This window comes from Streptomyces sp. NPDC047453 (genome assembly GCF_040643155.1).
In the GTDB taxonomy this organism is placed as follows: Bacteria; Actinomycetota; Actinomycetes; order Streptomycetales; family Streptomycetaceae; genus Streptomyces.
The window spans coordinates 26,453-52,580 of the sequence record NZ_JBEYTS010000040.1; the positions used below are offsets into that span (position 1 = coordinate 26,453).

Below are 26,128 nucleotides of genomic sequence, written 5' to 3' on the forward strand. Positions count from 1 at the left end.
GGAAACAGGCAGAACGGGGGCGAGAACAAGGGGGCGAGAACAAGAGAAACCCGCTCCCCACGCCGACCCCGGCGTCTCCGCGGCCGTCGCGTCAGATGAGCAGGTCGTCGACTTGCGCTTCCCCTTCACGGTACCTGCGGGCGATCTCCGTGCCGCATCCGTCGGCCGTGCGCTGCAACTGCTGCCGCCGCCCGGACACCTGCTGCTCGTACCGCACGAGCCGCCCCATCGCCGCGCCCAACTCCCGGTCCGTACGCGCCCCGAGGTCCGACAGTTCGACCTCGGCGAGCATCTGGGCGGCCAGCTTCCGGTACTCCTCGCCGTGCGGTGTGCCGAGCGTCACATGCCGGGCGGAGGAGCGCTGCCGGGCGGGCGCGTCCTTGAGGATCTCCGCGAGGCGCTCGACGACTGACCCCTGCTCGGGCGCGGGCACCTGCCCGGCGCCCAGGACGGACTCCGGCCCGCGTCGGGCCAGCTCCGCGCGCAGGATGTCGATCCGCCCCTGAAGCAGCCGCCGCACGTAGCTCAGGTCGGCCTCGTCCCGCTGCGCCTGCCGGCGCAGGGCGCGCAGTTCCGGCAGGCTCAGCACGGTCAGGTCGGGATGCCGGGCGTACCCCGTGTTCGACGAGCTGGGCTCGGGGTCCACAGCGGCCGGCCCGGGGCTGTCGGTGCGCTGCATGGGCGGCCGGTGGGCCTCGGTGACATCCGCGAGGATGGGCGAGGCCGCCACGGGCTGCCGCTCGGTACTCGATGTGCTCATGGCGCCTCAACCGTCCCCTCGACCGGCGCGTACGACAGCATCGTGCCACCCTGAGTGGCCAGTATGTGACCGAGTGCCCCCGATCAGCCCCGGATGGAGCGTTAAGGAGCGGAAAGAAGCACGATATGGACCCCTCGCGGCACCCGGACGGCCGAGAGGCATCATGGTCGGCATGCGTGCAGTGGTGCAGAGGGTGGACGGCGCGAGCGTCGTGGTGGACGGCGAGACGGTGGGGGCCATCGAGGGCGAGGGGCTGTGCGTCCTCGTCGGAGTCACCCACGAGGACACCAAGGAGAAGGCGGCGCAGCTGGCCCGCAAGCTCTGGTCGATCCGCATGCTGCACGACGAGAGGTCGTGCAGCGACACCGGCGCCCCGCTGCTGGTCATCAGCCAGTTCACGCTGTACGGCGACGCCCGCAAGGGCCGCCGCCCCACCTGGAACGCGGCCGCGCCCGGCGAGGTCGCCGAGCCCCTGGTGGACGAGGTGGTCGCGCAGCTGCGCTCCCTGGGCGCGACGGTCGCGACGGGCCGGTTCGGCGCGTCGATGCGGGTGTCGCTGACGAACGACGGCCCGTTCACCGTCCTGGTGGAGGTGTGAGCCGGGAGCTGTGAGCCTCGCGGAGGCTACGGCTCCACGACCACTTCCTGCGCCGCCGCCGTCTCGCCCGCCATCAGCCGCGCGTCCACCGGCACGTTCCGCTTGACCAGGGCGAGCGCGACCGGTCCGAGCTCGTAGTGCCGTACGGACGTGGTGATGAAGCCGATCTTGCGGCCGTCCGGGCCCTCGTCGGCGAGGTGGATCCCGGTGCCGTGCGCCGGCAGGTGGACCTCGCTGCCGTCGAGGTGCAGGAAGACCAGGCGGCGCGGCGGCTTGCCCAGGTTCTGCACCCGGGCCACGGTCTCCTGACCGCGGTAGCAGCCCTTCTGGAGGTGAACCGCCGTGCCGATCCAGCCCAGCTCGTGCGGGATGGTGCGGTGGTCGGTCTCGAAGCCGAGCCGGGGCCGGTGCTGCTCGACGCGCAGGGCCTCGTGGGCGAGGATCCCGGCCGGCGGGCCGGCCTGGCCCGCGTAGGACTCCAGGTCCTCGCGGGGCAGGAAGAGGTCGCGGCCGTAGGCGGTCTCCCGCACGACGGCACCTTCGGGCGCGTCGGCGATCGAACCGGCCGGCAGGTGCACGACGGCGAAGTCGGCGGTCCGGTCGGCGACCTCGACCCGGTAGAAGAACTTCATCGACTCCAGGTAGGCGATCAGCGCCTCCTGGGTGCCGGGCTCCACATGGGCCCAGACCGTCTCGCCGTCGTCGACCAGGTAGAGCGCGTGCTCGATGTGGCCGTGCGCGGACAGGATCAGCGCCTCGGTGGCCTGGCCGGCCGGCAGCTCGCTGACGTGCTGGGTGAGCAGCAGGTGCAGCCAGCTCAACCGGTCCTCGCCGGAGACGGTGACGACACCGCGGTGCGAGAGGTCGACGAATCCGGCACCGTCCGCGAGGGCGCGCTGCTCGCGGAACAGGTCGCCGTAGTGGGCGGCGACGCCTTCGTCCACGCCCTCGGCCTGGACGGCGCCGGGCAGGGACAGCAGGGGGCTCTTCATGAACACAAGCCTACGACTCGGTACTTGGACTCCTGCCGGCCGAGGCACCCGAAGCCGTCGCGGCCTTGCGCGCGCAGTCCGCACACCGCCCGAAGATCGCGAAGTGCTTCATGTCCGTGTCGAAGCCGAACTGCTGCCGCAGCTTCGCGGTGAACTCGGCCGCCACCGACAGGTCCGCCTCGATGACATTGGTGCAGTCCCGGCAGACCAGGTGGATGTGGTGGTGCCGGTCCGCCAGGTGGTACGTCGGCGCACCGTGCCCCAGATGGGCGTGGCTGACCAGCCCGAGCTCCTCCAGGAGCTCCAGGGTCCGGTACACCGTGGAGATGTTCACCCCCGACGCGGTCTTCCGCACCTCGCCGAGGATGGCGTCGGGTGTCGCGTGCTCCAGGCTGTCGACGGCTTCGAGCACGAGTTGCCGCTGCGGGGTCAGCCGGTAGCCACGCTGTCGCAGATCACTCTTCCAGTCGGTGCTCACCACAACTCAAGTCTAGGGCTGCGACCCGGCTGGGCTCACTTGAAGAAGGCGATGCCGTCGTCCGGGAGGTCGTCCGGGAGGGCCTTGGCCCAGCGCTCGACCTGCTCGGGGGTGACGACCTTCTTCAGGTGGGCGGACATGTAGGGGCGCAGCTCGACCTCGGGGGTCTGCTTCTCGCCGACCCACATCAGGTCGCTCTTGACGTAGCCGTACAGCCGCTTGCCGCCGGTGTAGGGGCGGGAGGCGGCGGTGCGGGCGACCGCGTCGGTGGCCAGCTCGATCTGCGGCTTCTTGTGGGCCAGCTCGCCGTACCAGATCTCGATGACGCCGTCGTCGCGGGTCATCGTGACCTCGACCTTGCGGTCGGCGTCGATCCGCCAGAAGCCGGACTCGGTCTCCAGCGGCTTCACCTTGTTGCCGTCGTTGTCCAGCACCCAGGTACGGGAGTGGTACTCGAGGAAGTCCCGGCCGTCGTGGGTGAAGCTGACCTCCTGGCCGAAGTTGCACTTCTCGGCGCCCGGGAAGTCGTGCACGCCGGCTCCGGCCCAGTCGCCGAGCAGGAAGGCGAGGGGAACCAGGTCCTTGTGGAGGTCGGACGGAATCTCGATCATGAGCAACTGTTCCTGGATGTCGTCGTCAGCGCTGGCCCTGGTACAGCTTCTTCACGGTCAGGTAGGCGAAGGCGAGAACGCCGACGCAGACCAGGACCAGCAGGGTTTCGAAGAAGATCTCCACGGGGTGCTCCTCGGTTGAGCAGGTGCGGTACATACGCAGGGCCGGCCCCCAGCTTAGTCGGCCCGGAGCCGGCCCTCTTGGCGAGGTGCGCCCCCGGCCTCGGGCGAGCGGTCCGCTCCGCGTCCGCAGGCGACTTGATTACGATTCGGGCATGGCGAAGAAGCTGGTGATCAAGGTGACCGCGGGGGCGGACGCTCCCGAGCGGTGTTCTCAGGCGTTCACGGTGGCGGCGGTGGCCGCGGCCAGCGGGGTGGACGTCTCCCTGTGGCTGACCGGGGAGTCCTCCTGGTTCGCGCTGCCGGGCCGGGCCGCCGAGTTCGAGCTGCCGCACGCCGCTGCGCTGCCCGACCTGATCGAGTCGATCCTCGCGGCCGGCCGGCTCACCCTGTGCACCCAGTGCGCGGCCCGCCGGAACATCACGGAGAAGGACGTCATCGAGGGCGTACGGATCGCGGGCGCGCAGGTCTTCGTCCAGGAGGCCCTGGAGGACGGGACGCAGGCGCTCGTCTACTGAACGGACCGAGGGGCGCCCCCCGGGAGCTACCGACGCTTCTTTCCGTCCAGCTCGTCCCACCACTCGTCGGACTTGGGGTCGCCGGACGGGTCGTCCCACCAGCGGTCCTCGGGCCCGCGCCGGTTGGCGACCATCGCGGCGAACGGCGGGATCACCATGGCGACCAGGCACATGCCGACGGCCGCGGGAACCGACCAGATGCGCACGACACCCCACGCCAGGACGAACAGTCCGATGCAGATCCCCATCATGGCGAAGTACACATGCCGACGTCGTGCGTACATGCTTCCAGGGTAGGTCCGCGGGGGCCTGACGTGCCGGGACGGGAACGCCGGAAGGGCCGCACCCCGGGTGTCCAACCCGTGGGGTGCGGCCCTTCGGCCGTACCGTGCTCAGCCTGCTCCGGCAGCCCCGGCCGCTCGACCGCTCAGACCGCGATCGCGACCTCCGCGAGGCCGCCCTGCTGGGCGACGACCGTGCGGTCGGCGCTGGCGCCGGGGACGAGGGCGCGGACGGTCCAGGTGCCCTCGGCCGCGTAGAACCGGAACTGGCCCGTGGCGGAGGTGGGGACCTCCGCGGTGAACTCGCCGGTCGAGTCCAGCAGACGGACGTAGCCCGTCACCGGCTCGCCGTCGCGGGTCACCTGACCCTGGATCGTCGTCTCACCGGGCTTGATCGTCGAGGCGTCCGGGCCGCCGGCCTTCGCTCCACACATGTGCTTCTCCAGAGGTTCGATGAGGTCGAAACGGTCTGAACCGTCTTGCTTACTTGCCGGCGCCGAGCTCGATCGGCACGCCCACCAGGGAGCCGTACTCGGTCCAGGAGCCGTCGTAGTTCTTGACGTTCTGCACGCCGAGCAGCTCGTGCAGCACGAACCAGGTCAGCGCGGAGCGCTCACCGATGCGGCACAGGGCGATGGTGTCCTTCGACAGGTCGACTCGCTCGTCCTCGTAGAGGGCCTTGAGCTCGTCGTCCGACTTGAAGGTGCCGTCGTCGTTGGCGTTCTTCGACCACGGGATGTTCCGGGAGGTCGGCACGTGGCCGGGGCGCTGCGACTGCTCCTGCGGCAGGTGGGCCGGGGCGAGCAGCTTGCCGGAGAACTCGTCGGGGGAGCGGACGTCGACGATGTTCAGCTTGCCGATCGCTTCCACGACCTCGTCGCGGAAGGCGCGGATGGAGGTGTCCTGCGGCTTGGCCTGGTACGCGGTCTTCGGACGCTCCGGCACGTCGGTGCCGTCGACCAGCTCGCGGGCGTCCAGCTCCCACTTCTTGCGGCCGCCGTCGAGGAGCTTGACGTTCTCGTGGCCGTACAGCTTGAAGTACCAGTAGGCGTACGAGGCGAACCAGTTGTTGTTGCCGCCGTAGAGGATCACCGTGTGGTCGTTGGCGATGCCCTTCTCCGACAGGAGCTTCTCGAAGCCGGCCTGGTCGATGAAGTCACGGCGCACCGGGTCCTGGAGGTCCTGGGTCCAGTCGATCCGGACGGCGTTCTTGATGTGGTTCTTGTCGTACGCGGACGTGTCCTCGTCCACCTCGACGATGGCGATGCTCGGGTCGTCCAGGTGTTCCTGGACCCAGTCGGCGTCGACCAGGACGTCGCTGCGGCTCATGCTCAATCTCCTCCGGGGCAGGTACGGCGGGGTGTGCGAGTGCGAGGGGGCGCGCGGGTACGCGTTCGATGCCGGCGTACGGCGCGCGGGTGGGCCCCGGGTCGTCGCGGGGCGGGGATACGGGAGAGAGCTCCCGCTCAGGAAGTGCGACAGAGCATGGCGGCAACACGGCACAGGTCCACTGCCCGCCGCTTCGTGAGATCCGCCTGTCGCTGCATGGGGTCGATCGTAGGGAGGGACAGGCGGGCGTGTCACCGGCATGTCGGATACTGAGACATGATCGTCCGGGATGTGGGAATGAAAGAGCGCCCGAACCGTCGCCGTACGACCTTCGGGCGCTCGTGTCCGTTCTCGGTCGCGCAGGCATCTGCGGTGCGGACGAGGGTGTCTCGCCAGTCGGACAACCTTTTGTTCACCGCACGTCTACCCGGCCAGCTTGACGTCCGAACCCTTCAGGGTGATCTCGACGCCGTCCGCGGCCGCCCTGACCGAGTCCAGCCCGACCCCGGCGGGGAGCCGGTCGATCGCCTGCTGGAAGTCCGTGACCGACCTGACCCGGCCCTCGGGGAGCCGCACGCCACCGACCATGGGCAGGGCGTCGGCGCGCACCTCCACCTTGTCGCCCCGCACGGTGGCCGAGCTGAGCAGGGAGAGCGTCTTGCGCTGCTTGATGCCGAGTATCGCGGCCTGGACCTCGACGTCGACCTTGATCTTGCCGTCGCCGCCGTCGGAGAGGCCGACCACATGGGCGGTGACGCCGGGGGCGACCTGGGCGGACTCGGACTTCGCGGCCTTGAGCAGCTGGTCGTAGGCGATCGTCGCGGTGCCGGTGGCGGTGGCGGCGGTGGCGGAGCTGTAGTCGCCGGAGAACCGCACGCCCTTCATGTCCGCCGTGATGTCGTCGATACGGATCTTCTGGTCGCCGTTGCCGGTGGTCGCCTCGTAGCCCTTGATGCCGACCTCGACGTCGTCCAGCTCGCCGCTCGCCAGCTGGGTCAGGAAGGGAAAGCCCTTGATCGACACGTCGGGGGTGCTCGCCAGGTTCTCGGTCGCCTTCAGCCGGTCGGCGGCCTGGCCCTCCGCGAGGTGCACCGCGACGCGGTCGACCACCCCGAACAGGACGCCCAGGACCACGACGACGATCAGGAGTACTCTCAGCGCTCGCAACCGGTTCCCCCTCTGCGGTCCTCCACGACCGGATGGCCGTCACGCGCGAGCGTAAACCTCCCCGGGGACCGGGCCAGGGGTTTGTCGAGCAGCTGTGACAGCGGGCCCGGTCCGGGGCGCGGTCATCCCAGCGCCCGTCCCAGCATCCACACCACCGGTGCCGCGGCCGACAGTGGCAGGGCGACGCCGGCCGTGAAGTGCACGAAACGCGAGGGGTAGTCGTAGCTGGCCGCGCGGTGCCCGATCAGCGCGCACACCGCGGCGCCCGCGCCGAGCAGCGCGCCCTTGGCGCCCAGGTCCGTCATGCTTCCGACCGCGCTGCCCGCGCCCGCCGCCGCGAGCAGCGCAACAACCACCGAGGCCGCCGCGGGCAGCGGCAGCGCCCGCGCCAGGACGGCCACCGCGACCGCCGCCGCGCCGACCGCGACCGCGTCCGGCGGGGCGGCGAGGTAGCCGGTGGCCACGATCGCCAGCGCCGCCGCGGCGACGCTCGCCATCAGGCCGTACATCCGCTCGTCCGGGTCGGCGTGGGAGCGCAGCTGGAGGACGAGGGAGAGCAGCACCCACACCCCGAGCGTGCCCAGGATCGCCGCGGGCGCGTGCTCGCGGCCCGCGGCGAGCACCGCCACGTCCGCGGCGAGCGCGCCCGCGAAGCCGAGGGCGATGCCCTGCCGGGCGGGCCACATGCCGTTCAGCCGGAACCAGCCCGCGGCCGTCACGCCCTGGAGCACGACCAGCGGCACGAGCAGCCCGTAGACGCCGAGCTCCGCCGTGCCGGCCAGCAGCAGCCCCAGCAGCGCCGTGAGCGCGGCCGGCTGCATCCCGGGCTCGATGATCGGCGAGCGTCCCTCGGCGCGGGCCCGCTGCGCGTCGGTGACCCGGGTGTTTCCGGCGACGGTCGCGGGACCGTAGGCGGGCCCGTCCCCCTCGGGATCGGCAGGCGTCGCTGCGGCGGCCTGCGGCTGCGGTGCGTTATGCCCCACCGGGGGCAGGTAGGCCGTCTCCGCTGCGGCGGCCGAGGCCGGAGCCTGCGGCTGCGGCTGCGGCGCGTAGGAAGGCGCCTGCGCGCCGTGCCCCTCGCCACCCTGGACCCCGTGAGCCGCCACCGGTCCCTGGTGCCCCACCGGAGGCAGGTACCCCGTCTCCGCGGCGGCGGCCGGCGGCCGGGCGTGCGTCTGGGTGTCCCAGGTCTGCCCCTGCCACTGCTGCGTGTATTGGCCGGCGGCCTGCGGGTCCCCGTACGCCTGCTGCTGCGCGGGCCACGCCTGCGGCTGGGCCGGCGGGTAGGCCTGCTGGTCGACGGGCGGATACGGCTGCTGCACGGCGGGCTGCTGCGGCTGGACCTGCGGGTACGGCTGCTGCGCGGCGGGCTGCTGGGGGTACTGCCCCGCGTACGGGTCGTACCCGCTGTAGGGGTTGTCGTACGGAGACCCGGGAGACCCCTCATACGGCTGGTCGGTCATCGCTCACCCTCCTGCGAACGGGGGGAGCACCTCGACCGTGCCGCCCTCAATCAGCCGTACCGTCTCATGTGCGCGCGTCCCCACCGGGTCACCGTCGATGAGGAAAGAGCACCGCCGCAGAACGCGGTCCAGCTCACCGGGGTGCCGCCCGCGCACCGCGTCGAGCGCCTCGGCGAGCGTCTCCGCCTCGTACGGCTCCTCGGCGACCCCGGCCGCGGCCTTCGCCGCCGCCCAGTAGCGCACCGTGACCTTTGCCATCCCGTCCCTCGATCACTCGTCTATGAACAGGGTCAGGCTAGCCCGCCTGTGCGAGGGTCCAGCGCGCGATGCGGTGCAGGAGTTCGTCGGCGGCGGCGTTCTCGGCGTGGCCCATGCCGGGCTCGAGCCACAGTTCCCCGTGGTCACCGGCGGCCGCGGCCAGCATCCGGGGGTGGTCGAGGGGGAAGTAGCCGTCCCGGTCGCCGTGCACGATCAGCAGGGGGACGGGTGCGATGCGCGAGGCCGCCCGGAACGGCGGCAGCGGGACGGGGTCCCAGTCGCGGTGGTGGATCCGGGTGCGCAGCCCGTAGCGGCCGAGCAGCCGGCCCTCGGGGCGTGTGACCAGCCAGTGCAACCGGCGCATGGGGGCCGTGCCCCGGTAGTACCAGCGCGCGGGCGCGCTGACGGAGACCACGGCGTCCGTACGCGTGTCCGCGCGCCCCTCGCCCGGTGCGGCGTCCATGGGACCACCGTGCAGGGCCGCGTGCCGCAGCACCACCGAGCCGCCCATGGAGAAGCCGACGGTCGCCACGCGCGCGTGCCCGAACCCGCGCGCCCAGGCCACCGCCGCCGCCAGGTCCAGTACCTCGCGGTCGCCGACGGTCGAGCGCCCGCCGGAGGCCCCGTGGCCGCGGAAGGAGAAGGTGACCACGGCGCCGTAGCGGGCCAGGACCCGCGCCACCCGGCGCACGTGCGGCCGGTCCAGGTCGCCGGTGAAGCCGTGTGCGATCACGAACACGAGGTCGCCGTGACCGCCGCCGGAGCCGTCCCGCGCGACCGCGCCCGGCTCGTACGCGGCGTCGAGCGCCACCCCGTCCGCCGTGCGCAGGAACGTCCTGACCACGCCCCCGGCGCCCGCGCCGGGTGGTGTCCCGCCCTCCGGAACGTCCGTCGAACGCGCCACTCGACCTGCCGATCCCGACCTCATATCGGCTATTCTGCTGCGAAGAGGACTCGGGCAGCGCAGCCCCCGGGTCCTTTCGTGCTTTCGGAAGCGTTGTATACGGCGCGGGAAACCGCAGGTGTACGGCCCGTTGATCGCGCAGTGGGCAGGGACCGAGGAGGAACCAGACGCCATGGACGAGCGAACGGTGCACGCACATACGACAGCCCGGGCATGGGGGTTCCCCCTGCTCGAGCGCGGCCGAGAGCTTGCGGGAGGCGCGCGATGAGTTCCCTGCTGCTGCTGACCAACGCCCTCCAACCATCGGCCGAGGTGCTCCCCGCCCTCGGCCTGCTGCTGCACAACGTGCGGGTGGCCCCGGCGGAGGGGCCCGCACTCGTGGACACCCCGAGCGCCGACGTCGTCCTGGTCGACGGGCGGCGCGACCTGCCGCAGGTGCGCGGCCTGTGCCGGCTGCTGCGCTCCACCGGTCTCGGCTGCCCGCTGATCCTCGTGGTGACCGAGGGCGGCCTCGCTGCCGTCACCGCCGACTGGGGCATCGACGACGTGCTCCTGGACACCGCGGGTCCCGCCGAGGTGGAGGCCCGCCTCCGGCTGGCCATGGGCCGCCGGCAGATCGCCAACGACGACTCCCCCATGGAGATCCGCAGCGGCGACCTGTCCGTGGACGAGGCGACCTACAGCGCCCGGCTCAAGGGCCGGATGCTGGACCTCACCTTCAAGGAGTTCGAGCTGCTGAAGTACCTCGCGCAGCACCCGGGCCGCGTGTTCACCCGCGCCCAGCTGCTCCAGGAGGTCTGGGGCTACGACTACTTCGGCGGCACCCGGACCGTCGACGTCCACGTACGGCGGCTGCGGGCCAAGTTCGGCCCCGAGCACGAATCGCTGATCGGGACGGTCCGCAATGTCGGTTACCGATTCGTTACTCCCGAGAAGACCGACCGTGCCGGGGACGCCGCGGACGAGAAGAAGGCCGGGACCGCCCGGCCAAATGCGGAGAATCAGGACACCGCGGCGAGGCGGGCCCGCGCGGAGAGGTGAGGCGCGCCCCCACGGGCGTGTCGCATACCCGTCCACGCTCCGGTACGCCCTGCCCGGGAGCGGGTCCATCCGCGTAGACTCCGCGCCGTGGCCAAGGTGACTCGGGATGACGTGGCGCGGCTGGCGGGGACATCGACTGCCGTCGTCAGCTATGTGATCAACAACGGACCCCGGCCGGTCGCCCCGGCCACCCGCGAGCGAGTCCTCGCCGCGATCAAGGAGCTGGGGTACCGGCCCGACCGGGTCGCCCAGGCCATGGCCTCGCGGCGCACCGACCTCATAGGCCTGATCGTCCCGGACGCCCGCCAGCCCTTCTTCGGGGAGATGGCGCACGCGGTGGAGTGGGCCGCCGCCGAGCGCGGGAAGATGGTCCTCGTCGGCAACTCCGACTACGTCGCCGAGCGCGAGGTCCACTATCTGCGGGCGTTCCTCGGCATGCGCGTCTCCGGTCTGATCCTGGTCAGCCACGCGCTGAACGACCTCGCCGCCGCCGAGATCGATGCCTGGGACGCCCGGGTGGTACTGCTGCACGAGCGGCCCGAGGCCATCGACGACGTGGCCGTGGTCACCGACGACCTCGGCGGCGCCCAGCTCGCCGTACGGCACCTGCTGGAGCACGGCTACGACTACGTGGCCTGTGTGGGCGGCACCGCCGAGACGCCCGCCGTGGGCGACCCCGTGTCCGACCACGTCGAGGGCTGGCGGCGCGCCATGGCGGAGGCCGGCATCCCGACGGAGGGACGCCTGTTCGAGGCGCCGTACAACCGCTACGACGCCTACCGGATCGGCCTGGAGATCCTCTCGGGCCCGAACCGCCCGCCGGCGATCTTCTGCTCCACCGACGACCAGGCGATCGGCCTGCTGCGGGCCGCGCGCGAACTGCGCATCGACGTCCCCGGCGAGCTGGCCGTGGCCGGTTTCGACGACATCAAGGAGGCGGCGCTGACGGACCCGCCGCTGACGACGGTCGCCTCGGACCGGTCGGCGATGGCCCGGGCGGCCGTGGACCTGGTGCTGGACGACGGGCTGCGGGTCGCCGGCTCGCGCCGGGAGCGGCTGAAGCTCTTCCCGTCGCGCCTCGTGGTCCGCACGTCCTGCGGCTGCGTCTAGCCCCCTCACTCCTTGACTCCCCCCGCCGCGGGAGACCCCTCCGAGGGGCTTGCTTATATCGGGCATACGAGGTTCTGTCGGGCTTCTCAGCGGGGACTCAGGAAGCTCTCATGATCCCGGGACACTCTCAATGTCATGAGCGAGAGCATCCGCCGCACCGGCGAGTACGAACACCCCCAGGGTGACGGGCAGGCCCCGGCTGCCGACTCCGTGCAGTCGGCGGACCAGCGGCGGGTCTCCGCCCCGGTGAATCCGGAGTGGCCGCCCCCGCCGCCGTACGTCCCCGCACAGCCGTTCGCGGCCGGGCCGGGCGCCCACGGCGGTCAGGGCGGCGCGGACGACGGCGGCACCGCCGTCTTCCCGGCCGTCCCGGCGGGACCCACGCACGCCTCCGGGTCGCGCAAGCGCGCCAGGGGACCGCTCGCCCTGCTCGCTGCGGTGGCGATCGCCTCGGCCGCGGTGGGCGGCGGCACCGCGTTCGCCTTCCAGGAGCTGACCGGCACGGACACGGTCGCCTCCAGCAGCACCACCACCACCAATGTGGTGGCCTCCAGCCAGCGCGGCAGCATCGCCGCGATCGCCAAGGCGGTCACCCCTAGCGTCGTCGAGATCAACGCCACCCTCGACAACGGCACCTCCACCGGCTCCGGCGTGATCGTCAGCAGCAACGGCGAGGTCGTCACCAACAACCACGTCGTCGCAGGCGCCTCCTCGATCAAGGTGCGCACCAGCGACGGCACCTCCTACACCGCGCAGGTCGTGGGCACCGACAGCTCCAAGGACCTCGCCCTGATCAAGCTGCGCAACGCCTCCGGCCTCAGGACGGCGGCCCTCGGCAACTCCGACGGACTGGCGGTCGGCGACCAGGTCGTCGCGATCGGCTCCCCGGAGGGCCTGACCGGCACCGTCACCAGCGGCATCGTCTCCGCCCTGCACCGCGACGTGACGGTCTCCACCAACGAGAACCAGGGGCAGGCCGGCGGCGGCTGGCCCTTCCAGTTCGGCGGCCGCCAGTTCAACGGCGACACCGGCTCCTCCACCACCACCTACCAGGCAATACAGACCGACGCGTCCCTCAACCCCGGCAACTCCGGCGGCGCACTGATCGACGCGAGCGGCAACGTCGTCGGCATCAACTCGGCGATGTACTCGGCCACGCAGGCGTCGGACTCGTCCAGCGCCGGCAGCGTCGGCCTCGGCTTCGCCATCCCGATCAACATCGTCAAGTCCGACCTGGCCACCTTGCGCTCCGGCTCCCAGCGCTGAGGCGCGGCACCGGCAGGCGCCCGGACAGCGTCCGGCACCGTTCGACAAGGAGTACGACATGATCCAGCACGTTGTGCACGAGACGACGGCCACCATCGACCTGACCGCCCCCGCCGGCCTCACCCTGGCCCGCACCGCCGCGAAGGAACCGCACAGCCCGGCGAACCGCGTGCCCGAGGCCGCCGTCGTCCCCCAGCTGATGGGCCTGCGCACCTCCGCCGAGCGCCCGCACCGGCACAAGGTGCCGCTGCGCCGGATCGCCGCGATCGCGGCCTGAGCTGCGGCGCGCCACCCGCGCGCCGCACCCCGCCGCAACGAACATGCGAGGCTGAGAGCGTTCAGCCCAGGACCGACCGGTCCGCGCGGCCCCAGCGACCCGAGGAACGACGACCGATGAGTCCCGCCGATGGCGACCGTGATCCCCAGCGCATCCTGATCGTCGACGACGAGCCGGCGGTACGCGAAGCACTCCAGCGCAGCCTCGCCTTCGAGGGGTACGAGACCGAGGTCGCCGTGGACGGCGCGGACGCGCTGGGCAAGGCGGCCTCGTACCAGCCGGACCTGGTCGTCCTCGACATCCAGATGCCGCGGATGGACGGCCTGACCGCCGCCCGCCGCATCCGGGGCACCGGCGACACCACCCCCATCCTGATGCTGACCGCCCGCGACACGGTCGGCGACCGGGTCACCGGCCTGGACGCCGGGGCGGACGACTACCTGGTCAAGCCCTTCGAGCTGGACGAGCTGTTCGCCCGCATCCGGGCACTGCTGCGCCGCAGCACCTACGCGGCCGTGGCGGGCGCGGCCCAGGAGGACGAGGCCCTCACCTTCGCCGACCTGCGCATGGACCTCGCCACCCGCGAGGTCACGCGCGGCAGCCGGCAGGTGGAGCTGACCCGGACGGAGTTCACCCTGCTGGAGATGTTCATGGCCCATCCGCGCCAGGTGCTCACCCGGGAGCAGATCCTCAAGGCGGTCTGGGGCTTCGACTTCGAACCCTCCTCGAACTCCCTCGACGTCTACGTCATGTACCTGCGACGCAAGACCGAGGCCGACGGCGAGCCCCGCCTCGTGCACACGGTGCGCGGGGTGGGTTACGTACTGCGGCAGGGTGGCGCGGAGTGAAGAGGGCGCTGCGCCGTTTCCGTGCGCTGCCGATCCGCTCCCGGCTGGCGCTGCTGGTGGCGGCGGCGGTGGCGTTCGCGGTGGCGGCGGTCTCCCTCACCTGCTGGTTCATCGTCCAGGGGAAGCTGTACGACGAGGTCGACAGCCGGCTCGCGAGCTACGGCAGGGTGACCGCCACCACGGCTTCGGCGATGGCCGCCAACTGCACGCAGACGACGGACGACTCGCCGGGCGACATGCAGCGCTCGTACCTCTACGTGCAGTTGGTGACGGCCCAGGGCAAGTTCTGCGTGGACACCCGGTCCCCGGGCGTCATCAAGGTCACGGCCCTGGACAAAGGGGTGGCCGCCACCCCCGATGTGCGCGAGCGCACCTTCCACACCACCACCGACACCCAGGGCAACAACATCCGCGTGATGACCGTCGCCGTCCCCACGGGCCCTGGCCCCAACTCCGAGGCGTACCCGGGCATCGCCTTCATGCTCGGCCTCTCCTTGAAGGACACCGAGAACACCCTCAGCGACCTGGCCCTGCTGCTCCTCTTCGTCTCCGGCGTGGGAGTCTTCGGCGCCGGAGCCGCCGGCCTCGCCGTCGCCCGCGCCGGGCTGCGCCCCGTGGACAAGCTCACGGAGGCGGTGGAGCACGTGGCGCGCACCGAGGACCTCACGATCCGCATCCCCGTGGAGGACGACAGCGAGGACGAGATCGCCCGCCTGTCCCACTCCTTCAACTCCATGACCTCGGCCCTGGCCAGCTCCCGGGACCTTCAGCAGCAGCTGATCGCGGACGCCGGCCACGAACTGCGCACCCCGCTGACCTCACTGCGTACGAACATCGAACTCCTCACCCGCAGCGAGGAGACGGGCCGCCCGCTCCCCGAGGCCGACCGCAAGGCACTGCTCGCCTCGGTCAAGGCGCAGATGACCGAACTGGCCTCGCTGATCGGCGACTTGCAGGAGCTGTCGCGCTCGGACGGGCAGCGGGGCGAACGCGTCCAGGTGATCGCCTTCCAGGACACCGTGGAGGCGGCGCTGCGCCGCGCCCGGCTGCGCGGCCCGGAACTGACCATAAAGGCGGCCCTGGACCCCTGGTACGTACGGGCGGAGCCGTCCGCGCTGGAGCGGGCGATCGTCAACATCCTCGACAACGCGGTGAAGTTCAGCCCCAAGGACGGCACGATCGACGTCGTCCTGGACCAGGGCGTCCTCACCGTCCGCGACCACGGACCCGGCATCCCCGCCGACGAACTCCCCCACGTCTTCGACCGCTTCTGGCGCTCCCCGAGCGCCCGTGCCCTGCCCGGCTCGGGACTCGGCCTGTCCATCGTCGCCCGCACCGTCCAACGGGCGGGCGGCGAGGTCACCCTGACACGGGCCGAGGCCGGCGGCACGGTGGCGACGGTACGGCTGCCGGGGGCGCCCGTTCCGCCGCCGGAGACGCCTGGCGTCGGCTGAGGCCCGGTGCGGGAAGGCCCGGCCGCCCCGCGGGGGAACCCCGTACCCTCATATCCATGACCAGCGACGACACCGCACCGACCGCCCGCTCCCTGGAGACCCTCGCCGAGCTCACCCCGGACCAGGCCGAAGCCGTGCTCGGACTGCTGGAGGCGGCCGCCCGCGCCGACGGACGGCAGGCGGTGTCCGAGCAGGGCCGGCTCCAGTTGCGGGGCGGGGCCCGCCAGGGGGTGTCCCATCTGCTGCTGGCCGTCGACGGCGAACTCGTCGGCTACGCGCAACTGGAGGACACCGATCCGGTGGAGGCGCCCGCCGCCGAGCTGGTCGTCCATCCGGAGCACCGCGGGTACGGGCACGGGCGGGCGCTCGGGGCCGCGCTGCTGGCCACGTCCGGCAAGCGACTGCGGGTGTGGGCGCACGGGGGGCAGTCCGCCGCGCGGCATCTGGCACAGGTCCTCGGGCTCACCCTGTTCCGCGAACTGCGGCAGATGCGGCGGCCGTTGACGGACCTCGACCTGCCCGAGCCGGCGCTGCCGGAGGGCGTGACGGTACGGACCTTCGTGCCCGGTCGGGACGACGCCGCATGGCTCGCCGTGAACGCGGAGGCGTTCGCCCACCACCCCGAGCAGGGCTCCCTCACCCAGCGCGACCTCGACGACCGCGAGGCCCAGCCGTGGTTCGACCCTCAGGGGTTCTTCCTCGCCGAGCGCGAGGGCCGGCTGGTCGGCTTCCACTGGACCAAGGTGCACCGGGAGGAACACCTCGGCGAGGTGTACGTCCTCGGCGTCCGCCCCGGCGCCCAGGGCGGCGGTCTCGGCAAGGCCCTCACTCTGATCGGCCTGCGCCACCTGGCCGCGCAGGGCCTCCCGACGGCGATGCTGTACGTCGACGCCGACAACAAGGCGGCGGTCTCCGTCTACGAACGCCTCGGCTTCACCACATACGAGACCGACCTCATGTACCGCACGGAGACCTGACCGCCCCGGGCCCCGCGGCTCCCGCCCCATGGCCGGCCCGCCACCCACGGGCCCGCCGCCCACCATGTCCGTCCTCCGGCCCGGGGGCGGCCCGCCGCCCCCGCACCCGCCGCGGAGCAACCGCGCGCCGCCACCCACGGACCGGCCGACCACCACCCGCGCGCCCCCGCACCCGCCGGGTGAGTCCTCCCGATCTGCGTGCGGCCCGGCACACGCTGCCACCCACCGTTCACGGACCGACCGCCGACCGCTGACGCGCCCGCATCCACCGGCCGGCGGGGCCACCACCACCTGCGGGCCCACTGCGCACCACGCCCGTCGTCCCGCCGCCGAGGCGGCCCCGCCGCCCGCCGACCGTGAGCCCAGGTCCCGCGTGGACGCCACCGCCGGCCACGGGCCCGAACCACCCGCGGACCGACCACCACCCGCGCGCCCGCCACCCAGCCATCCGCCGACGGGCCATCCGCCGACGGGCCACCCGCCGTATCCGTCCTCCCGGCCCGTGACCCGCCACCCGCTTCCCATCGGCCGGCCACCCACCTCCCCCATGGCGCGCCACGCACACCCGTGCACCCGTCGCCGAGGAACCGCGCGCCCGGCGCACCACCCGTGCGCCTGCGCGCAGTTACCCGCCGTCCCCGAGCCGGTTTCCGGCGTCCCCCGGCTTACATTGTTCCCGGTGGGCCGCTCCACAGTGTCCCGCACGTCATGTGTCCGTAACCGTTGGTTCAGACGGTCTTGCGACGCTCGGGCGGTGAAGCCCGCCGCGCCTGAGCCCGAGCCTCCCCGTGTGGGGACCGCCGTCGCGCTCCCGCGCGTGCCTTTCGACGCGCCTGTCCCGCCGCACGCGCGGAAGAATAGGGTCATGAGCCAGCCAGACACCCAGGCAGCGCAGACCTCACAGGCTCCCACCACCCTCGTGGGAGGCCCCGCGGGCCCCGCCACCGCGCAGAACCCGCAGCCCTCCGTGGGCTCCATCGCCGCGCACCGCCCGCACACCGTGGCGGCCACGGTCTCCGACCTGGAACCGGACATCGACGCCGACCTCGACGGGTACGTGGAGGCACCGGCAGAGGGGGAGCAGCTGCCGCAGGGCCGTTTCCTTGACCGGGAGCGCAGCTGGCTCGCCTTCAACGAGCGCGTCCTCGAACTCGCCGAGGACCCCAACACACCCCTGCTGGAGCGCGCGAACTTCCTCGCGATCTTCGCCAGCAACCTGGACGAGTTCTTCATGGTCCGGGTCGCCGGCCTGAAACGCCGTATCGCCACCGGCGTCGCCACCCAGTCCGCCTCCGGGCTGCAGCCGCGCGAGGTGCTGGAGATGATCTGGGCCCGCTCGCGCGAGCTCATGGCCCGGCACGCCGCCTGCTACCACGAGGACGTCGCCCCCGCACTCGCGGAGGAGGGCATCCACCTGGTCCGCTGGAGCGAGCTCACGGAGAAGGAGCAGGCCCGCCTGTTCACGCTGTTCCGGCACCGCATCTTCCCCGTGCTGACCCCGTTGGCGGTCGACCCCGCGCACCCCTTCCCGTACATCTCCGGCCTGTCCCTGAACCTGGCCGTCGTCGTACGCAACCCGGTAACCGGCCACCGCCACTTCGCCCGCGTCAAGGTGCCGCCGCTGCTGTCCCGCTTCCTGGAGAGCTCCCCGGGCCGCTACGTCCCTCTCGAGGACGTCATCGCGGCCCACCTGGAGGAGCTGTTCCCGGGCATGGAGATCCTGGAGCACCACGCCTTCCGGCTCACCCGCAACGAGGACCTGGAGGTCGAGGAGGACGACGCCGAGAACCTGCTCCAGGCCCTGGAGAAGGAACTCATGCGGCGCCGCTTCGGGCCGCCGGTGCGCCTGGAGGTCGAGGAGTCCATCGACCGCGAGGTGCTCGACCTGCTGGTGCGCGAGCTGAAGATCAGCGAGGCCGAGGTGTACCCGCTGCCCGGCCCCCTGGACCTCACCGGCCTCTTCCGCATCCACGGCCTCGACCGGCCCGAGCTGAAATACCCCAAGTTCGTGGCCGGAATCAACCGGGAACTGGCGGAGGTGGAGTCCGCCTCGGCCCCCGACATCTTCGCGGCGCTGCGCAGCCGGGACGTGCTCCTGCACCACCCCTACGACTCCTTCTCGACCTCGGTCCAGGCCTTCCTGGAGCAGGCCGCCGCCGACCCGGACGTCCTTGCGATCAAGCAGACCCTGTACCGGACCTCGGGCGACTCCCCCATAGTCGACGCGCTCATCGACGCCGCCGAGTCGGGCAAGCAGGTCCTCGTCCTGGTCGAGATCAAGGCCCGCTTCGACGAGCAGGCCAACATCAAGTGGGCGCGCAAGCTGGAGGAGGCCGGCTGCCACGTCGTCTACGGACTGGTCGGCCTGAAGACCCACTGCAAGCTGTCCCTGGTGGTGCGCCAAGAAGGCGACGACACCCTGCGGCGCTACAGCCACGTCGGCACCGGCAACTACCACCCGAAGACGGCCCGCCTCTACGAGGACCTCGGCCTGCTCACCGCCGACCCGCAGGTCGGCGCGGACCTCTCCGACCTGTTCAACCGCCTCTCCGGCTACTCCCGCCGAGAGACCTACCGCCGGCTCCTGGTGGCCCCCAAGTCCCTGCGCGACGGGCTGATCTCCCGGATCAACAAGGAGACCCAGCACCACCGCTCCGGACGCCCCGCCGCCATCCGCATCAAGGTGAACTCGATGGTCGACGAGGCGGTCGTCGACGCGCTCTACCGTGCCTCCCAGGCCGGCGTACCGGTCGACGTGTGGGTGCGCGGCATCTGCGCCCTGCGCCCCGGCGTGCCCGGCCTGTCGGAGAACATCCGCGTGCGCTCGATCCTCGGCCGCTTCCTCGAACACTCCCGGGTCTTCGTCTTCGGCAACGGCGGCGAGCCCGAGGTGTGGATCGGCAGCGCCGACATGATGCACCGCAATCTCGACCGCCGTATCGAGGCCCTGGTCCGGGTCACCGACCCGGCCCACCGGGCGGCCCTCAACCGGCTGCTGGAGACCGGCATGTCCGACACCACCTCGTCCTGGCACCTCGGCGCGGACGGCGAGTGGACCCGGCACGCGACCGACTCGGACGGCCAGCCCCTGCGCAACGTCCAGGAGATGCTCATAGACGCCCGGAGGCGCCGGCGTGGCACAGCAACACCTTGACCCGACGGACTCCACGGCCGGGGGTTCCCCCGAGTTGCCGACCGCGCTGGAGCAGGGCGGTGCCCCCACCGCCGATGCTCTCGCGTGCTATCTGCGGGCCCAGGCCACGGAGTTCCTCCGCGCACTGCGCCTGCACCGCGAGACCGGCGGCTCGGGGCACGGCACGGAGGAGTCCGTCGACGCCGCGCGCGCCCTGCGCCGCTCGGCCCGCCGCATCAGCGGCAGCGTGCACACCTTCCGCCCCCTGCTCGAGGAGGCCTGGTCGGCGGAGCTGTGCCCGGAACTGGCCTGGCTGTCCGGCACCCTGGCCCGGGAACACGCCTGCCAGGCCTGCCTGGAACGGCTGCTGCTGGCCCTGCACCGGCTCTCCGGAACAGCGGTCCTCCCGGCCCAGCCCACCGAGGAGGTCCCGGGCGGCCGCGCCGTGGACCGCGGCAACCTCACCGTGGGCGCGGCGAAAGCGGGCGCCCTGCTGGAGCGCCAGCTCACCCTGGCCCGGACCAGGGCACACTCGACCGCCCTCCAGGCGCTGGGCTCCGCGCGCTTCCACGCCGTCGCGGACAAGGTGGCCGTACTCGCCAGCGACGTCCCCCTCACCCCGGCCGCCGCCACCGCGGACCTGACTCCCCTGGCCGCCGCCGCCCGGGAGCGCCTGACGGACGCCGTCGCCGCCCTCCCGCTCGTCACCGCCGGCAGCCCGTACAACGCGGAGGCCCTGGTCCACGGCCTGTCCCCGGACCCGTCCCCGCACCCGCAGGACGCCCCCTGGCACCAGGTCCGCCTGCTGCTGCGCCTGCACCGGTACGCCCGCGAGGTCCTCGACGGGGCCGACTCGCCCGTGATCGCGCGGCTGCTGGCGGCCGGCCAGGCCCTCGACCGGCACCGCGACGCCTCGGAGGCGGCGGCCGCCGCGGCCTCGGCGGCCCGCACCCCGCGCATCGCCCCGGCGACGGCGTACGCGCTCGGCGTGCTGCACGCGGACCAGCGGCACGAGGTGGAGGCGGCCAGGTTCGCCTTCCAGCAGTCGTGGCTGAAGCAGGCCGTCGGCGCCGGCTGACAGGACGGGTGAGCAGCGGTGACCGACCTCGGCCTGAACGACACGCCCGTCCTGGCGGCCGGCTGCGTGCTGTGGCGCCGCTCGCCGCTGGACGGCACGCTCCAGCTGTGCCTGGTTCACCGGCCGAAGTACGACGACTGGTCCCACCCCAAGGGCAAGCTCAAGCGCGGTGAGGACCCGCTGGCGGGCGCCGTGCGCGAGGTGGCGGAGGAGACGGGCTACGTCGCCGTTCCCGGCGTCGAGCTGAGCACCGTGACCTACATGGCGGGTGGCCGGCCCAAACAGGTCCGCTACTGGGCCGCCGAGGCCGTCGCGGGACGCTTCACCCCCAACAAGGAGGTGGACCGCGTCCTGTGGCTGTCCCCGGCCGAAGCCCGGAACCGGCTGACCCAGTTCCGCGACCGCGACCTGGCGGACGAACTGCCGGCGGCCCTGCGGCCCGGCTGAGCACGCCGGTGCGGTCAGGCGCCGCCCTCGTGTCCCAGCGCGTCCGTGCGGGCCAGGCTGCGGGCCCGGCGGGCCGGCCCACGCCAGCCGCAGGTGCAGCGGGCCAGGCAGAAACGGCCTTGTTCGACGGTCGTCGCACGGTGTCCCACGGCGTCCCGGCTCCTGCGGTCCTCCTGGACGGGGCTCAGGCCCTCATGCTGCACCACGCTGACAAACGTACCCACGCCAGGTGAACGGGGCGTTACGGGGTCCTGTGGATCGGGTGCGTGCGTGACGGGGGCCACCCACTCGTCGTTGACCGGACGACAGGGGCCCGTGACGGACGTAGCAGCTGGGGGTAGGCAGGGCGATGGCGGTGCGGCGGCGGCTGGGTGTCCCTCGTGCTCGTGCTCGGGTGAGGCCGGGCGCGCGGGCAGGAACGGGCGGCGCGGTACTCGCGGCGGCCGTCCTGGCCGCCGCGTGCGCCACAGGATGCTCCGGCGGCGGCGTGGCCGCCGACGACGCGCGCGCCGCGACCGATCCGGTGCAGACCCTGCGCCAGGCGCCGGACGTGCTGCTGGAGGCGGGCAGCGCGCAGACCCGTACGTCGATGGAGATGGCCACCGGCGGGACCCGTGTGACGATCCGCGGCGAGGGCGGCTACGACTTCCGCGGGCAGCGCGGGCGGCTGACGCTGGTGCTGCCGCAGGACCCGTCGGGGGCCGCCGAGCACGTGCCGATCACCGAGCTCCTCGCACCGGGCGCCCTGTTCATGAAGAACCGGGGAGCGGGCGTGCCGGCCGACAAGTGGGTGCGGGTGGACACGGCCACGCTCGTCGACGGCAACCTGGTCACCGGCGGCGCCACCGACCCGTTCGCCGCCGCCGAGGTGCTGCGCGGCACGCGCACGGCAACATTCGTGGAGAGGACCGAGGTCGCGGGGGTCCCGGTCCGCCACTACCGGGGCACCGCCGATCTCGCCCTGGCGGCGAAGAGCGCCACGGCGGCCGACGAGGCGGCGCTGAATGCGGCGGCGAAAGGGTTCGCCACGAGCGCGGTCCCGTTCGACGTCTACCTCGACGACCACGGCCGCATCCGCAAGCTCCGGCAGAGCTTCGCCTTCGTCAACGGGCAGCTGGGACGCACCGTCGCCGTCTTCTCCACCACGCTGCTGTACGCCTTCGGGACGCCGGTGACCGTGGCGCTGCCGCGGCCGCAGGACATCTACACCGGGCGGATCGCCGAGCAGTGAGCCGGGACGGACCCGAATGGGCCGAGAAATGACCGGCGAACTAGCCCTTTGGTGCCATGCGCCGCGCGTAGGCCGCTCCCTACCCTAGGAAGTCGGCAGCGGCAGACGGCAGAGAAGAGGTGACGCGCGTGGCTCCGCTCAGCGGTAGGGCAGTTCAGGACCACGTGGCCCTCGCCGAGATAGAGCTGTGCGGCGAGCTGATCATCGCGGCCTCGGCCGCCGAGGAGCGGCTCAGCCTGGAGAGCATCGACGAGGTGCTGCGGGTGACCGAGGAGCCCGAGGCCGGCACGTGCCGGAGAACGCCGGGGGCCTGGCGGCAGCCCCCCGGCCGGTGAGCCTCACGTACCCCGGCAGCCGGCCCGGACCGGTGAGCCTCGCACCCCCGCAGCCCGCCGGACCGGTGAGCCTCAGGTGCGCAGCAGCCGACCGATCGCCTTCGTGGCCTCCTCCACCTTCGCGTCGATCTCCGACCCGCCCTTGAGGGCCGCGTCGGCGACGCAGTGCCGCAGGTGCTCCTCCAGCAGTTGCAGGGCGAAGGACTGGAGGGCCTTCGTGGAGGCGGACACCTGGGTGAGTATGTCGATGCAGTAGACGTCCTCCTCGACCATCCGCTGCAGCCCGCGGATCTGGCCCTCGATCCGGCGGAGCCGCTTGAGGTGCTCGTCCTTCTGCTTGTGGTAACCGTGCGTGACGGGCTCGTGCTCGGTGATTCCGCTCACGTTCTCGGAGGGCGCCGTCGCTCCGGCCTCGGTGGTCGTCATCGCGTCCTCGCTCTCGGAATTCTCGGCACACACCGAGGAGACATACCCCTGGCGGGTATATGGTAACGAATCCTGCCGGGCAGCGGCAGCCTTGGCATGCCCCCGTGCCGAGCACGAGGGCTCATGGGCGACACTGGGGGACGGCCCCTTAGCCGTGGCCGGATGATGCGCTTAACATCACCCTGACCCGAACCGAAGCACCCCGAGGACCCCACGTGCGCTTTCGTCTGACCCCCAGGGAGACGAGCTTCTACGACATGTTCGCCGCGTCCGCGGACAACATCGTCACGGGCTCGAAACTCCTGATGGAACTGCTCGGGGCGGACGCTTCCGCCCGGGCCGAGATCGCAGAGCGTATGCGGGCCGCGGAACACGCAGGTGACGACGCCACGCATGCGATCTTCCACCAGCTGAACTCCTCGTTCATCACGCCCTTCGACCGCGAGGACATCTACTCCCTCGCGTCGTCCCTCGACGACATCATGGACTTCATGGAGGAGGCCGTCGACCTGGTCGTCCTCTACAACGTCGAGGAACTGCCCAAGGGCGTCGAGCAGCAGATCGAGGTTCTGTCCAGGGCGGCGGAACTGACGGCCGAGGCCATGCCGCATCTGCGGACCATGGACAACCTCACCGAGTACTGGATCGAGGTGAACCGCCTGGAGAACCAGGCGGACCAGATCCACCGCAAGCTGCTCGCCCACCTGTTCAACGGAAAGTACGACGCGATCGAGGTGCTGAAGCTCAAGCAGATCGTGGACGTGCTGGAGGAAGCCGCGGACGCCTTCGAGCACGTGGCGAACACGGTGGAGACCATCGCGGTCAAGGAGTCCTGAGGCGTCCATGGACACCTTCGCTCTGATCCTGACCATCCTGGTCGCTCTCGGCTTCGCCTACACCAACGGCTTCCACGACTCCGCCAACGCCATCGCGACCTCCGTGTCGACCCGGGCGCTCACCCCGCGCGCCGCGCTGGCGATGGCCGCGGTGATGAACCTCGCCGGCGCCTTCCTCGGCAGCGGGGTCGCCAAGACCGTCAGCGAGGGCCTGATCCAGACGCCCACCGGCGGCAAGGGGATGGGCATCCTCTTCTCCGCCCTCCTCGGGGCCATCGTCTGGAACCTGGTCACCTGGTACTTCGGCCTTCCCTCGTCCTCCTCGCACGCGCTGTTCGGCGGCATGGTGGGCGCGGCCCTGGCGGGCGGTACGACCGTGTACTGGTCCGGCGTGCTGGACAAGATCGTCACCCCCATGTTCCTGTCCCCGGTGGTCGGCCTGATCGTCGGCTACCTGGTCATGACGGCGATCATGTGGATCTTCCGCCGGACCAACCCGCACAAGGCCAAGCGCGGCTTCCGCATAGCGCAGACCGTGTCGGCGGCCGGCATGGCGCTCGGACACGGCCTCCAGGACGCCCAGAAGACCATGGGTGTCGTAGTGATGGCCCTGGTCATCGCCGATGTGGAGAACTACGGAGACCCGATCCCGGTATGGGTGAAGCTGGTCTCCGCGCTCATGCTGTCCCTGGGCACCTACGCGGGCGGCTGGCGCATCATGCGCACCCTGGGCCGCAAGATCATCGAACTGGACCCGCCGCAGGGTTTCGCCGCCGAGACCACCGGCGCGTCGATCATGTTCGCCACCGCGTTCCTGTTCAAGGCGCCGATCTCCACCACCCATGTGATCACCTCGGCGATCATGGGTGTGGGCGCGACGAAGCGGGTCAACGCCGTCCGCTGGGGCGTGGCGAAGAACATCGTCCTGGGCTGGTTCATCACCATGCCGGCCGCGGCGATCGTGGCGGCCTGCGCCTTCTGGCTGATCAGGCTGGCGTTCCTGTAGCAGCCGGGCCCGGTGTGGTCACACTGGAACCATGACGAGCAAGGCACTCCTCGAAGGCGGGCCGGAGGACCTCGCGGGCACCGTGGTGCCGGTGGTCCCTCCCGGACAGGAACTGAAGATCCCGCACCTCGGGGGATACGAGCACTACAAGGTCACCTCGCGCCACGAGGACAGCAAGGAAGGACAGGTCACCGTCTACCAGTGGTGGGAGCGCACCGAAGTCGCCGAGTGAGCGGCCGGGCGCGCACCCCGGCCGGTGAAACGCGCGGGCCCGCCCCCGGGAGCCAGGGGCGGGCCCTTCTGCGACCTCGCGGTGGCACCGCCATGCAGCACCGCGAGGGATCTGGGAGAGGACCGGCGGTCTAGCCGAAGCGGCCGGAGATGTAGTCCTCGGTCGCCTGCACGGACGGGTTGGAGAAGATCCGCTCGGTCTCGTCGATCTCGATCAGCCGGCCCGGCTTGCCCACGGCCGCCAGGTTGAAGAACGCCGTACGGTCCGAGACGCGCGCCGCCTGCTGCATGTTGTGCGTCACGATGACGATCGTGAAGCGTTCCTTCAACTCGCCGATCAGGTCCTCGATGGCGAGCGTGGAGATCGGGTCGAGGGCGGAGCAGGGCTCGTCCATGAGCAGCACCTTCGGCTCGACCGCGATGGCGCGGGCGATGCACAGACGCTGCTGCTGACCGCCGGAGAGGCCCGAGCCGGGCTTGTTCAGACGGTCCTTGACCTCGTTCCAGAGGTTGGCGCCCTTGAGCGACTTCTCGACGATGTCGCTCAGCTCGCTCTTGCGGTAGTTGCCGTTCAGCCGCAGTCCCGCCGCCACGTTGTCGAAGATCGACATGGTGGGGAACGGGTTCGGGCGCTGGAAGACCATGCCCACCTCGCGGCGCACGGCCACCGGGTCGACCCCGGCGCCGTAGAGGTCTTCCTCGTCCAGGAGCACCTTGCCCTCGACCCGGCCGCCCGGGGTGACCTCGTGCATGCGGTTGAGGGTGCGCAGGAACGTCGACTTGCCGCAGCCGGAGGGGCCGATGAACGCCGTCACCGAGCGCGGCTCGATCGTCATCGAGATGTCCTCGATCGCCTTGTGGGCGCCGTAGTAGGCGGTGAGCCCGCTCACATCGATTCGCTTGGCCATGACTACTTCACTTCCAAAAGTCCGGGGGTCGCTGACAGGCCCCGC

At 71.7% G+C, this 26,128-nt stretch carries 32 protein-coding genes; 17 read left to right on the forward strand and 15 right to left on the reverse strand.

Annotation, left to right across the window (positions count from 1 at the left end; all coding sequences use genetic code 11):
- Positions 1–91 precede the first annotated feature (91 nt).
- Positions 92–760, reverse strand: a complete 669-nt coding sequence (locus ABZ818_RS28200; RefSeq protein ID WP_361420343.1) for an AmfC protein — start codon at positions 758–760, stop codon at positions 92–94.
- Positions 761–932: 172 nt separating this feature from the next.
- Here ABZ818_RS28200 and dtd point away from each other — a divergent pair, with 172 nt between their 5' ends.
- Positions 933–1,358, forward strand: coding sequence for a D-aminoacyl-tRNA deacylase (gene dtd, locus ABZ818_RS28205; RefSeq protein ID WP_361420346.1), 426 nt, complete (start codon positions 933–935; stop codon positions 1,356–1,358).
- A gap of 26 nt (positions 1,359–1,384) precedes the next feature.
- Here dtd and ABZ818_RS28210 read toward each other — a convergent pair whose 3' ends face one another.
- Genes ABZ818_RS28210 through ABZ818_RS28220 form a run of 3 tightly spaced genes read right to left on the reverse strand, consistent with a single transcriptional unit; the run spans position 1,385 to position 3,439 of the window.
- Entirely contained in the window at positions 1,385–2,350 is a 966-nt protein-coding gene (locus tag ABZ818_RS28210) for a folate-binding protein (protein WP_361420349.1), read from the reverse strand.
- Between the two features lie 10 nt (positions 2,351–2,360).
- Positions 2,361–2,831, reverse strand: a complete 471-nt coding sequence (locus tag ABZ818_RS28215) for a Fur family transcriptional regulator (RefSeq protein ID WP_361420352.1) — start codon at positions 2,829–2,831, stop codon at positions 2,361–2,363.
- A 32-nt stretch (positions 2,832–2,863) separates the two neighbouring features.
- Entirely contained in the window at positions 2,864–3,439 is a 576-nt protein-coding gene (locus tag ABZ818_RS28220; protein ID WP_361420355.1) for an FABP family protein, read from the reverse strand.
- Between the two features lie 275 nt (positions 3,440–3,714).
- On the opposite strand from ABZ818_RS28220, the gene ABZ818_RS28225 reads away from it, so the two are divergent.
- Entirely contained in the window at positions 3,715–4,077 is a 363-nt protein-coding gene (locus tag ABZ818_RS28225) for a DsrE family protein (RefSeq protein ID WP_361420358.1), read from the forward strand.
- Between the two features lie 26 nt (positions 4,078–4,103).
- Here the strand turns inward: ABZ818_RS28225 and ABZ818_RS28230 are convergent, their stop codons facing one another.
- From ABZ818_RS28230 to ABZ818_RS28265, 8 genes are all read right to left on the reverse strand, one after another.
- Positions 4,104–4,361, reverse strand: coding sequence for a DUF3099 domain-containing protein (locus tag ABZ818_RS28230; protein ID WP_361420361.1), 258 nt, complete (start codon positions 4,359–4,361; stop codon positions 4,104–4,106).
- 143 nt (positions 4,362–4,504) lie between these two features.
- Positions 4,505–4,792: a DUF1416 domain-containing protein gene (locus tag ABZ818_RS28235; protein ID WP_100569102.1), complete on the reverse strand. Its 288-nt coding sequence runs from the start codon at positions 4,790–4,792 to the stop codon at positions 4,505–4,507.
- 49 nt (positions 4,793–4,841) lie between these two features.
- The gene (locus ABZ818_RS28240; RefSeq protein WP_361420365.1) at positions 4,842–5,687 is read right to left on the reverse strand and encodes a sulfurtransferase; all 846 of its coding nucleotides are present in this window, start codon (positions 5,685–5,687) and stop codon (positions 4,842–4,844) included.
- 137 nt (positions 5,688–5,824) lie between these two features.
- Entirely contained in the window at positions 5,825–5,905 is an 81-nt protein-coding gene (locus ABZ818_RS28245) for a putative leader peptide (protein ID WP_355139345.1), read from the reverse strand.
- Between the two features lie 205 nt (positions 5,906–6,110).
- Complete coding sequence (locus ABZ818_RS28250) at positions 6,111–6,854, reverse strand: DUF2993 domain-containing protein (RefSeq protein ID WP_361420368.1); 744 nt, start codon at positions 6,852–6,854, stop codon at positions 6,111–6,113.
- A 122-nt stretch (positions 6,855–6,976) separates the two neighbouring features.
- Positions 6,977–8,317 carry a hypothetical protein gene (locus ABZ818_RS28255; RefSeq protein WP_361420371.1) on the reverse strand — a complete coding sequence of 447 codons (1,341 nt, stop codon included), beginning with the start codon at positions 8,315–8,317 and terminating at the stop codon, positions 6,977–6,979.
- Between the two features lie 3 nt (positions 8,318–8,320).
- Positions 8,321–8,575, reverse strand: a complete 255-nt coding sequence (locus ABZ818_RS28260; RefSeq protein ID WP_361420374.1) for a MoaD/ThiS family protein — start codon at positions 8,573–8,575, stop codon at positions 8,321–8,323.
- Positions 8,576–8,612: 37 nt separating this feature from the next.
- Positions 8,613–9,503: an alpha/beta fold hydrolase gene (locus ABZ818_RS28265; protein ID WP_361420377.1), complete on the reverse strand. Its 891-nt coding sequence runs from the start codon at positions 9,501–9,503 to the stop codon at positions 8,613–8,615.
- A 240-nt stretch (positions 9,504–9,743) separates the two neighbouring features.
- Between ABZ818_RS28265 and ABZ818_RS28270 the strand changes: the two genes are divergently transcribed.
- The 10 genes from ABZ818_RS28270 (at position 9,744) to ABZ818_RS28315 (ending at position 21,110) form a co-directional block, all read left to right on the forward strand.
- Positions 9,744–10,520, forward strand: coding sequence for a response regulator transcription factor (locus tag ABZ818_RS28270; protein ID WP_361420380.1), 777 nt, complete (start codon positions 9,744–9,746; stop codon positions 10,518–10,520).
- An 87-nt stretch (positions 10,521–10,607) separates the two neighbouring features.
- Positions 10,608–11,630 carry a LacI family DNA-binding transcriptional regulator gene (locus ABZ818_RS28275; protein WP_361420383.1) on the forward strand — a complete coding sequence of 341 codons (1,023 nt, stop codon included), beginning with the start codon at positions 10,608–10,610 and terminating at the stop codon, positions 11,628–11,630.
- A gap of 135 nt (positions 11,631–11,765) precedes the next feature.
- Positions 11,766–12,896: a trypsin-like peptidase domain-containing protein gene (locus ABZ818_RS28280; RefSeq protein ID WP_361420386.1), complete on the forward strand. Its 1,131-nt coding sequence runs from the start codon at positions 11,766–11,768 to the stop codon at positions 12,894–12,896.
- 58 nt (positions 12,897–12,954) lie between these two features.
- Positions 12,955–13,173 carry a hypothetical protein gene (locus tag ABZ818_RS28285; protein WP_361420389.1) on the forward strand — a complete coding sequence of 73 codons (219 nt, stop codon included), beginning with the start codon at positions 12,955–12,957 and terminating at the stop codon, positions 13,171–13,173.
- Positions 13,174–13,289: 116 nt separating this feature from the next.
- Positions 13,290–14,021, forward strand: a complete 732-nt coding sequence (locus ABZ818_RS28290; RefSeq protein WP_361420392.1) for a response regulator transcription factor — start codon at positions 13,290–13,292, stop codon at positions 14,019–14,021.
- Positions 14,018–15,475 (forward strand): HAMP domain-containing sensor histidine kinase, encoded by a 1,458-nt coding sequence (locus ABZ818_RS28295; RefSeq protein ID WP_361420395.1) that lies wholly within the window; start codon positions 14,018–14,020, stop codon positions 15,473–15,475. The genes ABZ818_RS28290 and ABZ818_RS28295 overlap by 4 nt, the downstream gene beginning before the upstream one ends.
- A gap of 56 nt (positions 15,476–15,531) precedes the next feature.
- Positions 15,532–16,452, forward strand: a complete 921-nt coding sequence (gene mshD, locus ABZ818_RS28300) for a mycothiol synthase (protein ID WP_361420398.1) — start codon at positions 15,532–15,534, stop codon at positions 16,450–16,452.
- Positions 16,453–17,317: 865 nt separating this feature from the next.
- Complete coding sequence (locus tag ABZ818_RS28305) at positions 17,318–19,606, forward strand: RNA degradosome polyphosphate kinase (protein ID WP_361420401.1); 2,289 nt, start codon at positions 17,318–17,320, stop codon at positions 19,604–19,606.
- Positions 19,587–20,663, forward strand: a complete 1,077-nt coding sequence (locus ABZ818_RS28310) for a CHAD domain-containing protein (protein WP_361420404.1) — start codon at positions 19,587–19,589, stop codon at positions 20,661–20,663. The genes ABZ818_RS28305 and ABZ818_RS28310 overlap by 20 nt, the downstream gene beginning before the upstream one ends.
- An 18-nt stretch (positions 20,664–20,681) precedes the next feature.
- The gene (locus tag ABZ818_RS28315; protein ID WP_361420407.1) at positions 20,682–21,110 is read left to right on the forward strand and encodes an NUDIX hydrolase; all 429 of its coding nucleotides are present in this window, start codon (positions 20,682–20,684) and stop codon (positions 21,108–21,110) included.
- Positions 21,111–21,124: 14 nt separating this feature from the next.
- Here ABZ818_RS28315 and ABZ818_RS28320 read toward each other — a convergent pair whose 3' ends face one another.
- Positions 21,125–21,316, reverse strand: coding sequence for a hypothetical protein (locus ABZ818_RS28320; RefSeq protein ID WP_361420477.1), 192 nt, complete (start codon positions 21,314–21,316; stop codon positions 21,125–21,127).
- Between the two features lie 281 nt (positions 21,317–21,597).
- Here ABZ818_RS28320 and ABZ818_RS28325 point away from each other — a divergent pair, with 281 nt between their 5' ends.
- A complete protein-coding gene (locus ABZ818_RS28325; protein WP_361420410.1) occupies positions 21,598–22,341 on the forward strand; it encodes a hypothetical protein in 744 nt (247 codons plus the stop codon).
- A gap of 119 nt (positions 22,342–22,460) precedes the next feature.
- Entirely contained in the window at positions 22,461–22,676 is a 216-nt protein-coding gene (locus ABZ818_RS28330; protein WP_361420413.1) for a hypothetical protein, read from the forward strand.
- A 72-nt stretch (positions 22,677–22,748) separates the two neighbouring features.
- Here ABZ818_RS28330 and ABZ818_RS28335 read toward each other — a convergent pair whose 3' ends face one another.
- Positions 22,749–23,102 carry a metal-sensitive transcriptional regulator gene (locus ABZ818_RS28335; protein WP_361420416.1) on the reverse strand — a complete coding sequence of 118 codons (354 nt, stop codon included), beginning with the start codon at positions 23,100–23,102 and terminating at the stop codon, positions 22,749–22,751.
- 215 nt (positions 23,103–23,317) lie between these two features.
- Here ABZ818_RS28335 and ABZ818_RS28340 point away from each other — a divergent pair, with 215 nt between their 5' ends.
- From ABZ818_RS28340 to ABZ818_RS28350, 3 genes are read left to right on the forward strand one after another with little or no spacing between them, the layout of a single operon-like run.
- The gene (locus tag ABZ818_RS28340; RefSeq protein WP_361420419.1) at positions 23,318–23,938 is read left to right on the forward strand and encodes a DUF47 family protein; all 621 of its coding nucleotides are present in this window, start codon (positions 23,318–23,320) and stop codon (positions 23,936–23,938) included.
- A gap of 7 nt (positions 23,939–23,945) precedes the next feature.
- Positions 23,946–24,944, forward strand: coding sequence for an inorganic phosphate transporter (locus tag ABZ818_RS28345; protein WP_361420422.1), 999 nt, complete (start codon positions 23,946–23,948; stop codon positions 24,942–24,944).
- Between the two features lie 31 nt (positions 24,945–24,975).
- The gene (locus tag ABZ818_RS28350; protein ID WP_361420425.1) at positions 24,976–25,176 is read left to right on the forward strand and encodes a DUF5988 family protein; all 201 of its coding nucleotides are present in this window, start codon (positions 24,976–24,978) and stop codon (positions 25,174–25,176) included.
- Positions 25,177–25,306: 130 nt separating this feature from the next.
- On the opposite strand, the gene pstB is transcribed toward ABZ818_RS28350, so the two are convergent.
- Positions 25,307–26,083: a phosphate ABC transporter ATP-binding protein PstB gene (gene pstB, locus ABZ818_RS28355; protein WP_225074491.1), complete on the reverse strand. Its 777-nt coding sequence runs from the start codon at positions 26,081–26,083 to the stop codon at positions 25,307–25,309.
- Positions 26,084–26,128 lie beyond the last annotated feature (45 nt).

Excerpts from the sequence above, each read along its gene's own strand:
- ABZ818_RS28220 (WP_361420355.1), bottom strand. The coding sequence starts at position 3,439 with ATGATCGAGATTCCGTCCGACCTCCACAAGGACCTGGTTCCCCTCGCC.
- ABZ818_RS28200 (WP_361420343.1), bottom strand. The coding sequence starts at position 760 with ATGAGCACATCGAGTACCGAGCGGCAGCCCGTGGCGGCCTCGCCCATC.
- ABZ818_RS28290 (WP_361420392.1), top strand. The coding sequence starts at position 13,290 with ATGAGTCCCGCCGATGGCGACCGTGATCCCCAGCGCATCCTGATCGTC.
- ABZ818_RS28255 (WP_361420371.1), bottom strand. The coding sequence starts at position 8,317 with ATGACCGACCAGCCGTATGAGGGGTCTCCCGGGTCTCCGTACGACAAC.
- ABZ818_RS28285 (WP_361420389.1), top strand. The coding sequence starts at position 12,955 with ATGATCCAGCACGTTGTGCACGAGACGACGGCCACCATCGACCTGACC.
- pstB (WP_225074491.1), bottom strand. The coding sequence starts at position 26,083 with ATGGCCAAGCGAATCGATGTGAGCGGGCTCACCGCCTACTACGGCGCC.
- ABZ818_RS28225 (WP_361420358.1), top strand. The coding sequence starts at position 3,715 with ATGGCGAAGAAGCTGGTGATCAAGGTGACCGCGGGGGCGGACGCTCCC.
- ABZ818_RS28265 (WP_361420377.1), bottom strand. The coding sequence starts at position 9,503 with ATGAGGTCGGGATCGGCAGGTCGAGTGGCGCGTTCGACGGACGTTCCG.
- mshD (WP_361420398.1), top strand. The coding sequence starts at position 15,532 with ATGACCAGCGACGACACCGCACCGACCGCCCGCTCCCTGGAGACCCTC.
- ABZ818_RS28235 (WP_100569102.1), bottom strand. The coding sequence starts at position 4,792 with ATGTGTGGAGCGAAGGCCGGCGGCCCGGACGCCTCGACGATCAAGCCC.
- ABZ818_RS28240 (WP_361420365.1), bottom strand. The coding sequence starts at position 5,687 with ATGAGCCGCAGCGACGTCCTGGTCGACGCCGACTGGGTCCAGGAACAC.
- ABZ818_RS28245 (WP_355139345.1), bottom strand. The coding sequence starts at position 5,905 with ATGCAGCGACAGGCGGATCTCACGAAGCGGCGGGCAGTGGACCTGTGC.
- ABZ818_RS28210 (WP_361420349.1), bottom strand. The coding sequence starts at position 2,350 with ATGAAGAGCCCCCTGCTGTCCCTGCCCGGCGCCGTCCAGGCCGAGGGC.
- dtd (WP_361420346.1), top strand. The coding sequence starts at position 933 with ATGCGTGCAGTGGTGCAGAGGGTGGACGGCGCGAGCGTCGTGGTGGAC.
- ABZ818_RS28345 (WP_361420422.1), top strand. The coding sequence starts at position 23,946 with ATGGACACCTTCGCTCTGATCCTGACCATCCTGGTCGCTCTCGGCTTC.
- ABZ818_RS28270 (WP_361420380.1), top strand. The coding sequence starts at position 9,744 with ATGAGTTCCCTGCTGCTGCTGACCAACGCCCTCCAACCATCGGCCGAG.
- ABZ818_RS28280 (WP_361420386.1), top strand. The coding sequence starts at position 11,766 with ATGAGCGAGAGCATCCGCCGCACCGGCGAGTACGAACACCCCCAGGGT.
- ABZ818_RS28305 (WP_361420401.1), top strand. The coding sequence starts at position 17,318 with ATGAGCCAGCCAGACACCCAGGCAGCGCAGACCTCACAGGCTCCCACC.
- ABZ818_RS28260 (WP_361420374.1), bottom strand. The coding sequence starts at position 8,575 with ATGGCAAAGGTCACGGTGCGCTACTGGGCGGCGGCGAAGGCCGCGGCC.
- ABZ818_RS28350 (WP_361420425.1), top strand. The coding sequence starts at position 24,976 with ATGACGAGCAAGGCACTCCTCGAAGGCGGGCCGGAGGACCTCGCGGGC.
- ABZ818_RS28230 (WP_361420361.1), bottom strand. The coding sequence starts at position 4,361 with ATGTACGCACGACGTCGGCATGTGTACTTCGCCATGATGGGGATCTGC.
- ABZ818_RS28335 (WP_361420416.1), bottom strand. The coding sequence starts at position 23,102 with ATGACGACCACCGAGGCCGGAGCGACGGCGCCCTCCGAGAACGTGAGC.